Below are 7,424 nucleotides of genomic sequence, written 5' to 3'. Positions count from 1 at the left end.
TCTTCATGGTGACCGCGCCGCCCTTGTCCTACCAGATCCAGGTCGATCTCCCGCAGAAGTCCACGGTTGATCCGCCCAAGGAAAAAGAGCCGCCGGAACCGATCGACATCCATGTCCAGACCGGTGGAACCGTGGCCTGGAACGGCAGTCCGGTACCGATGGCAACCCTGCAGGCGCAGTTCAATGTTGAAGGCGCCCGCGATGTGCAGCCGACCATCAACATCACGGTGGATCCTGATGCCGAGTATGAAACTCTGGCGAAGGTGCTGGCACGGACCAAGAACGCCGATCTTAAAAAAATCAGCTTCCAGGAATGAAAAGCGCCCCGCAAGGGGCGTTTTTTTTCAGATGAAAAGCTTTCAACGACTCACCTTACTGTTTCTGATGCTCTTGGCATCGGGATGCGTCTCGGTGACCAAAACGCCGGATCTTGAGGCGCTGTACAGTACCGCCTACATGAATGAAACCGGGGCGCCGCTGATCGTGATTCCGGGCATCATGGGCAGCGCCCTGGTCGATGCCACGGGCAAAGAGGTCTGGCCGGTATCGGTCAACAATCTCGCGTTTACACGCTATGACCAGCTGGTGCCGGACGATGCCGATGGCATTCAGCCGGGAAGGCTGTTCGATGAAATGGCCGGCATCGATTTTTACGGCAAGTTGGTGTCCATGCTGGAGAAGGCCGGGAAGTACCGGCAGTCGCGTCCGGGTCTGCCGGTCACCGACAAAAGCCAGCGCCGCCTTTACGTATTCACCTACGATTGGCGGAAGAGCAATTTCACGGCGGTCAACCGCCTGCACGAACTGATAGAGCAGATCCGTCGCGATTACGGCGACCCGGCGTTGAAGGTCGACATCATCGCGCACAGCAACGGCGGGCTGATTGCCCGCTACTATCTGCAATACGGCCCGCAGACGGCAAAGACCCGCGCAACCCCCAAGGCCTGGACCGAAGGCGGCCAGCGCATACGGCGGCTGGTGATGCTGGGAACCCCCAATCTGGGATCGGTCATCAGCATCAAACGCCTGTATCAGGGCTACGACATGGGGCTGCGGACGGTTCCATCGGAAATGATGGCCTATTTCGCCACGCCGTTCGAAACACTGCCTTTGCCCGGCGCCGTGGCTGTGCTGGATGCCAACGGAACGCCCGTCACCATTGACCTTTATGACATACGGCTCTGGCAGCAGAACCGATGGTCGGTATTCTCCGAAACCACCGAAGCCCGGCTACCGACGCAGGCTTTGGCGGCCGCACAGGAGGTGTTCAAACGCAACCTGCAACAGGCCCGCGATTTCCAAGCGGCGCTGGCCGTGCCGATGACCGATTCGCCTACCGAGATTGCGCTGTTCGGCGGGGATTGCAGTCAAACCGAATCACGCGCCCTCCTCGAGGGCGGGCCCGGCACCTACCGTCTGGCGTTCAGCGAAGACCAGATCAAAGCGCCGCACCCGAACGTCAATTACCGCGAGCTTTTGTCCGCCCCCGGCGATGGCCTGGTCACCCGGGAGTCGGCCTCGGCCCGGAAAGCCTTCGACTACCTGTCGACGGCGCCCCGCCAGGAGTTGTTTCCGGTGGCCCAGACCACCTTTTTCTGCGAGCGCCATAGTCTGCTGACCGGCAACCCGTTCTTCCAGAACAATCTGCTGTATTTCATTTTCCACTGAAAATCAGTGCAATAAGCGCTTTATTCAGCACGCAAGCCCCGATATAATAGGCCTTTCCCCAGATTCGGGCTCCGGCCCAAACAGGTGTTTTGTGCGCAATCACGATCTCGTGTTCATGAAAAACTTCGCTCAGGTCATTGCCGGCCTGATGTTGATTACTCTCGTACTGATTCTTGCCGGCATCTATTTCAACGGAAAACGTCCCGCGGAAATCACCCCGGCCCAGCAGGCCGCGACACAAGCGCGCATTGCACCGGTCGGCGCTGTCTATGCCGGTCAGACGGGTGCTGCGGCACAGGCTGCCGCTGTTGCCGCCGCCGCCGAAGCAGCCAAAGGCCAGGTCGCCTATGGCGGCACGCTGGATGGCGGTGAAATCTATGGTCAGCTGTGCACTGGCTGTCATACCGCCGGCGCCGGCGGCGCGCCGAAACTGCTGAAAGCCGAGTGGGGTGCGCGACTGGCGCAGGGCAACGATCTTCTGCACAAACACGCCATTGAAGGTATCCGCGCCATGCCGGCCCGCGGCGGCAATCCGTCATTGTCCGATGAGCAGGTCATCGCCACCGTGGATTGGATGATCGGCAACCTGAAGTAAACCGCAGACCTGATACGCAACGCCGCCTCCGGGCGGCGTTTTTGTATGCTCTATACTGGAACGATGATGGCTTTCCCCGTCGCCAATGCTGAGTTCAATCTGCCCGGCCCGTCCGGGAAGATTCAGGCCTCTGCGGAATTTCCCTCGGCGCACGATGCAGCAACACCGCTTGCGGTCATCTGCCATCCGCATCCGCCCGACGGCGGCACCATGTACAACAAGGTGGTCAGCACGCTGGCGAAAGCGTTCACGGACTGCGGTTACATCGCATTGCGTTTCAACTTCCGTGGTGTCGGCGCGTCCGAGGGGGCCTACGATCACGGCCGTGGCGAATTGGCGGATTGCCGGGCGGTGATTGACTGGGCCCGGAGTCAGCGCCCGCAGTCTGCATTGGCGCTTGCCGGATTTTCTTTCGGCGCCTGGGTGGCCTTGAAAGCCGCAGAATTCCATTCGCCGCTATTGATGGTGTCCATCGCGCCGCCGGTGGGCTTCCGCGATTTCAGCGACGTACGCCATCCGCAGTGTCCTTGGCTGGCGGTGCAGGGCGAGGCCGATGAGATCGTGCCGGCTGCCGGTGTGTTGGCCTGGCTGCGGGCGCAGGTTCCCGCGCCGGCGATTGTGTCCATGCCGGAAACCAGCCACTTTTTCCACGGCAAGCTCGTGCCTTTGCGGGAGCACGTCAAGCACTTCCTGCAGGCGTTGCCGTCATGAAACCACGCAGTGCCGGGCAGCGTTATGCCGAAATGGTGTCTGCCGGAGACATTCAGGCCGATCCGGCCCAAATCGCGGCACTCATCCCGCTCGATGCGATGTCCGAAGCTTTGCGTGCGGCGCAGCATCGGCCCTGGTGGCGGCGCATTGCCGGCCGTCCCGTCCCGGTACGCGGACTTTATCTCTGGGGCCGGGTCGGCCGCGGCAAAACCCTGCTGACCGAACTGTTTCTGGAAGACCTTGGTGACGTTCCGCACCAGCGCTGGCATTTCCACCGGTTCATGAATCACGTCCATCAGCAGCTTGCCGGCATGCCGGATACCGCCGACACGCTGGCGGTGCTGGCCGCCCGGCTTGCGCGCGAATGCCGTCTGCTGGTACTGGACGAATTTTTCGTGTCCGACATCGGTGATGCCATGATTCTCCACCGTCTGCTCGATCAGCTGGTGCAGCGGCAGGTCAGCTTCATCGCCACCTCCAATGTGCCGCCGGACGAACTGTATCTGAACGGCCTGCAGCGCGACAGTTTCCTGCCCTGCATCGCACTGCTCAAGCGCGAATGCGTTGTGATGGAGCTGGAAAGCGCGCAGGATTACCGCTTGCGGACCCTGAACCAGGCGCGTACGTATGTGCCGAGCGCTGAAGCCGCAAGCCGTGAACTGCTGGCGCAGCAGTACCGGCGTCTGAGTGGCCGCGCACCTTTGGCCGGCTTCATCGAAATCAACCGGCGCGACATTCCGGTGCAGGCCATCAGCCCGGGTGTGGCCTGGTTCGCTTTCGAAGCCCTGTGCGAAGGCCCGCGTTCGAGCGCCGACTACATCGAAATCGCCCGGGATTTCCATACCGTGCTGCTGTCCGATGTGCCGCGCTTCGATGCCGGCAATGAAGATGCCGCGCGGCGATTCGTGTACCTGATCGACGAGCTTTACGACCGCCACGTGAATCTGCTGCTCAGCGCCGCCGCCGATCCCTTGATGCTGTATTCCGGCGACCGTCTCCGGCGCGAGTTTGAGCGTACCGCTTCGCGTCTGATAGAAATGCAGTCCGAGGAGTATCTGGCCCGCGAACACCGGCCCTGAAAGCCCCGTTCTGCGCGCTCGGTCACAGAACGGCAGTGTCCTGCACCCGGCGGATTTTCCTGTGATAGCATGATTGGAATCACCTGCGGAGAGCCCCCCATGCGTCTGAAATCAAACGTCCTTGCCGTGGCCGCCGCGCTGCTGCCTTCCCTGGCCGCACACGCCGCCGATGTCGAGGCCTGGGCCAAACCGGTCGACGCCAAGGTGCTGGAATGGCGCCGTGATTTCCACCAGTTTCCCGAACTCGGCAACCGTGAATTCCGCACCTCCAAGCGCGTGACCGAACATCTGCGCAGCCTCGGTCTGGAGGTGACCACCGGCGTCGCGCATACCGGCGTCATCGCCGTGCTCAAAGGCGGCAAGCCCGGCAAGCGCATCGCCCTGCGCGCCGACATGGATGCGCTGCCGGTCACCGAAAGTTCCGGCCTGCCGTTCCAGTCCAAACAGACCACTGAATTCCGCGGCGAGAAAGTCGGCGTGATGCACGCCTGCGGCCATGATTCGCACACCGCCATTCTGATGGGCGTGGCCGAAGCCATGGCCAGACACAAAGCCGAGATCGCCGGCGAGGTCCTGTTCATTTTCCAGCCGGCCGAAGAAGGCCCGCCGGATGGCGAAACCGGCGGCGCCGACCAGATGCTTGCCGAAGGCATTTTCAAATCCTTCAAGCCGGAAGCGGTGTTCGGCCTGCATGTGTTTTCCACGCTCAATGCCGGCCAGATCGGTTACCGCTCCGGACCGTTGATGGCCGCCTCCGACCGCTTCAACATCGTGGTCAAGGGCCGGCAGACGCACGGTTCACGGCCCTGGGGCGGCGTTGATCCGATCGTGGCCGCCGCCGAAATCGTGACCAGTGCCCAGTCCATCGTGTCGCGTCGGCAGAATCTGACCAAGCAGCCGGTGGTGGTCAGCTTCGGCGCCATCAAGGGCGGCATCCGCTACAACATCATTCCCGATTCGGTGGAATTGATCGGCACCATCCGCACCTTCGATGACGACATGCGCGCGCAGGTGTTCAAGGATCTGGCCAATGTCGCCGAACACGTGGCTGCCGCGCACGGCGCCACGGTGGTCACCAAGATTCCGGATACCGTCGGCAATCCGGTCACCGTCAATGATCCGGCCCTGACCGCGAAAGTGCTGCCGAGCCTGCAGAAGGTCGCCGGCAAGGACGTGGTGGAAATGACCCTGACCACCGGCGCCGAGGATTTCGCCTATTACGCCAAGGAAGTGCCGGGCTTCTTCTTCTTCGTCGGCGCGACCCCGAAAGGCCAGGACGCCAACACGGCACCGAGCAACCATTCGCCGCAGTTCTTTCTGGATGAATCGGCCCTGCCGCTCGGCACCCGGGCCCTGCTGCAGGTCAGCCTCGATTATCTGGCCGGAACGCCCTGATGTTCGAAGACAGCATTCTGGGTAAACCGGCCGAGTACACCGGCCGCTACGATCCGCGCCTGTTGTTTCCGATCGCCCGTGCCGAGGCCCGCGAAGGCCTGGGCATCCATGAGCCCCTGCCGTTCTTCGGCCAGGACATCTGGAACGCCTTCGAGCTGAGCTGGCTCGACAAGTCCGGCCGGCCGCGCGCCGGCTTGGCCGAAATCGTGGTGCGCGCCGATTCCAGCCACATCATCGAATCGAAAAGTTTCAAGCTTTACCTCAACAGTTTCAACCAGACCCGGGTCGGCGACAGCGAGCGCCTGCGCCAGATGCTGGTGCAGGACCTATCGGAGGCCTGCGGCGCCCCGGTGAACGTGACCATCCTGCCGGCGACCGCCAACCATGCGTTTCCGATCGACCTGTTCAACGGCGAGGTGATTGACGATCTCGAGATCGACATCAATTACTACGGCCCGCCGGAACCGCTGTATCTGTCGGTCAGCGGCGACAACCAGATCAGCGAGTCGCTGGTCAGCCATGTGTTCCGCTCCAACTGCCCGGTCACCAACCAGCCGGACTGGGCCAGCATCCAGATCCGCTATCTCGGCCGCCGCATCGAACGCGAAGGCCTGCTCCGCTATCTGGTGTCCTACCGCACCCATAACGGCTTCCACGAAAACTGCATCGAGCACATCTTCATGGACCTGATGCGTCAATGCCGGCCGATGCAGCTCTCCGTCTACGGCCGCTTCACCCGCCGCGGCGGGCTCGATATCAACCCCTACCGCTGCACCGAGGGCATGGGCATGCCGGGCAATATCCGGCTGATCCGGCAGTAGTCTCTCAGCCGTCGCGGCTGCCCAGATAGCGGTCGATTTCAATGCTGTTGTGCCAATGCAACAAACCGGTGCCGGCGGTAACCACGCCGAGCACTGCCGAAAGAACGATGAAAGCGATGTTCATGATGCGGCCTCCTTTGAGGATTCCCTGCCATTCGGCGCGCATCGGCTAGAGCATACAATCCAATCTGAATGCGGTGCCGGCCTCCTGGCCGAAATCCGGCCGGAACTCCGTTATCATGGAATGCCCTTTCCCTGATGCTCAATGACCATGCTCAAAGTGATTGCCGCGCTTGCCAGCGCCCTGTTGTTCAGCTCCGTGGTTGCCGCCGATACCGTCCATTACCAATTACGCATCAGCAATGCCGCGCAGCATACGGCCGAAGTCAGCGCCCGGTTTCCGGCCAGCGCCAAAGCCGACCCCGTCGTGCAGCTGCCGAATTGGCGCACCGGCCGTTATGAAATCCTGCCACTGGCCAACGGTCTTCGCCATGTGGCCGCGAAAACCGCCGATGGCAAGCCGGTACCGATTCGCAAAACCGACAAATCGACCTGGCAGCTTGCGTTGCCGGCCGGCGTACCGTACACCGTGTCCTATGAGCTGTACGCCAACGAGCTCGGCCTGCGGACCCGCCACATCGATGATTCCCACGCTTATCTGAATGCCAGTGCCGTGTTCGTGTACAGTCCGGAATTCCGCGCCGCGCCGATCACCGTCAAGCTCGAGGTTCCGAAGGACTGGCAGTCGCGCTCGGGCATGGCGCAGGGCGATTGCGGCCACTGTTTCACCGCCGCCGACTACGATGTACTGACCGACTCGCCGATTGAAACGGGCATCCACCGCTTCTACCAAACCACGGTCGACGGCAAGCCGATCGAGCTGGTGATCTGGGGTGATGGCAATCACGATGGCGACGCCATGCTGAAGGATTTCGCGGCGATCAGCAAAACCACCAACGCCCTGTTCGGCAGCACGCCCTATGCACGCTATCTCTACATCGTGCACGCCACCGACGGCGCCCGTGGCGCCACCGAGCACATGAATTCGACCGTCATCCAGACCGAACGCTGGAGTTTCCAGCCGCGCAGCGAGTATCTGAAATTCGCCCGCACCGCGGCCCATGAGTTCTTCCATACCTGGAACGTGAAAGCCTA

Annotated in this window: 8 protein-coding genes; all 8 read left to right on the top strand. The window is 61.9% G+C overall.

All coding sequences use genetic code 11. The annotated features are described in order from the left end of the window. The coding region (locus tag Q0W88_RS09975; protein WP_297803055.1) for a biopolymer transporter ExbD at window positions 1–317 on the top strand (317 nt) is incomplete at its 5' end. Between the two features lie 94 nt (window positions 318–411). Continuing rightward, on the top strand, window positions 412–1,668 hold the full coding sequence (locus tag Q0W88_RS09970; protein ID WP_297803051.1) for a hypothetical protein: 1,257 nt from the start codon (window positions 412–414) through the stop codon (window positions 1,666–1,668). A 91-nt stretch (window positions 1,669–1,759) separates the two neighbouring features. Next, window positions 1,760–2,263, top strand: coding sequence for a c-type cytochrome (locus Q0W88_RS09965; RefSeq protein ID WP_297803048.1), 504 nt, complete (start codon window positions 1,760–1,762; stop codon window positions 2,261–2,263). Between the two features lie 66 nt (window positions 2,264–2,329). After that, window positions 2,330–2,974: a CocE/NonD family hydrolase gene (locus tag Q0W88_RS09960; RefSeq protein ID WP_297803045.1), complete on the top strand. Its 645-nt coding sequence runs from the start codon at window positions 2,330–2,332 to the stop codon at window positions 2,972–2,974. Next, window positions 2,971–4,053 carry a cell division protein ZapE gene (gene zapE, locus Q0W88_RS09955; RefSeq protein WP_297803043.1) on the top strand — a complete coding sequence of 361 codons (1,083 nt, stop codon included), beginning with the start codon at window positions 2,971–2,973 and terminating at the stop codon, window positions 4,051–4,053. Before Q0W88_RS09960 ends, zapE begins: the two co-directional genes overlap by 4 nt. A gap of 99 nt (window positions 4,054–4,152) precedes the next feature. Continuing rightward, entirely contained in the window at window positions 4,153–5,448 is a 1,296-nt protein-coding gene (locus Q0W88_RS09950) for a M20 family metallopeptidase (RefSeq protein WP_297803040.1), read from the top strand. Further along, window positions 5,448–6,269 (top strand): NADPH-dependent 7-cyano-7-deazaguanine reductase QueF, encoded by an 822-nt coding sequence (queF, locus tag Q0W88_RS09945; protein WP_297803037.1) that lies wholly within the window; start codon window positions 5,448–5,450, stop codon window positions 6,267–6,269. Before Q0W88_RS09950 ends, queF begins: the two co-directional genes overlap by 1 nt. 265 nt (window positions 6,270–6,534) lie before the next feature. Further along, the coding region (locus Q0W88_RS09940; RefSeq protein WP_297803034.1) for a hypothetical protein at window positions 6,535–7,424 on the top strand (890 nt) is incomplete at its 3' end.

Origin of the sequence: Arenimonas sp. GDDSR-1 (genome assembly GCF_025980345.1) — a bacterium.
Classification (GTDB): domain Bacteria; phylum Pseudomonadota; class Gammaproteobacteria; order Xanthomonadales; family Xanthomonadaceae; genus Arenimonas.
Note: the sequence above shows the minus strand (reverse complement) of the source record. Positions and strands in the feature narration are given on the sequence as shown.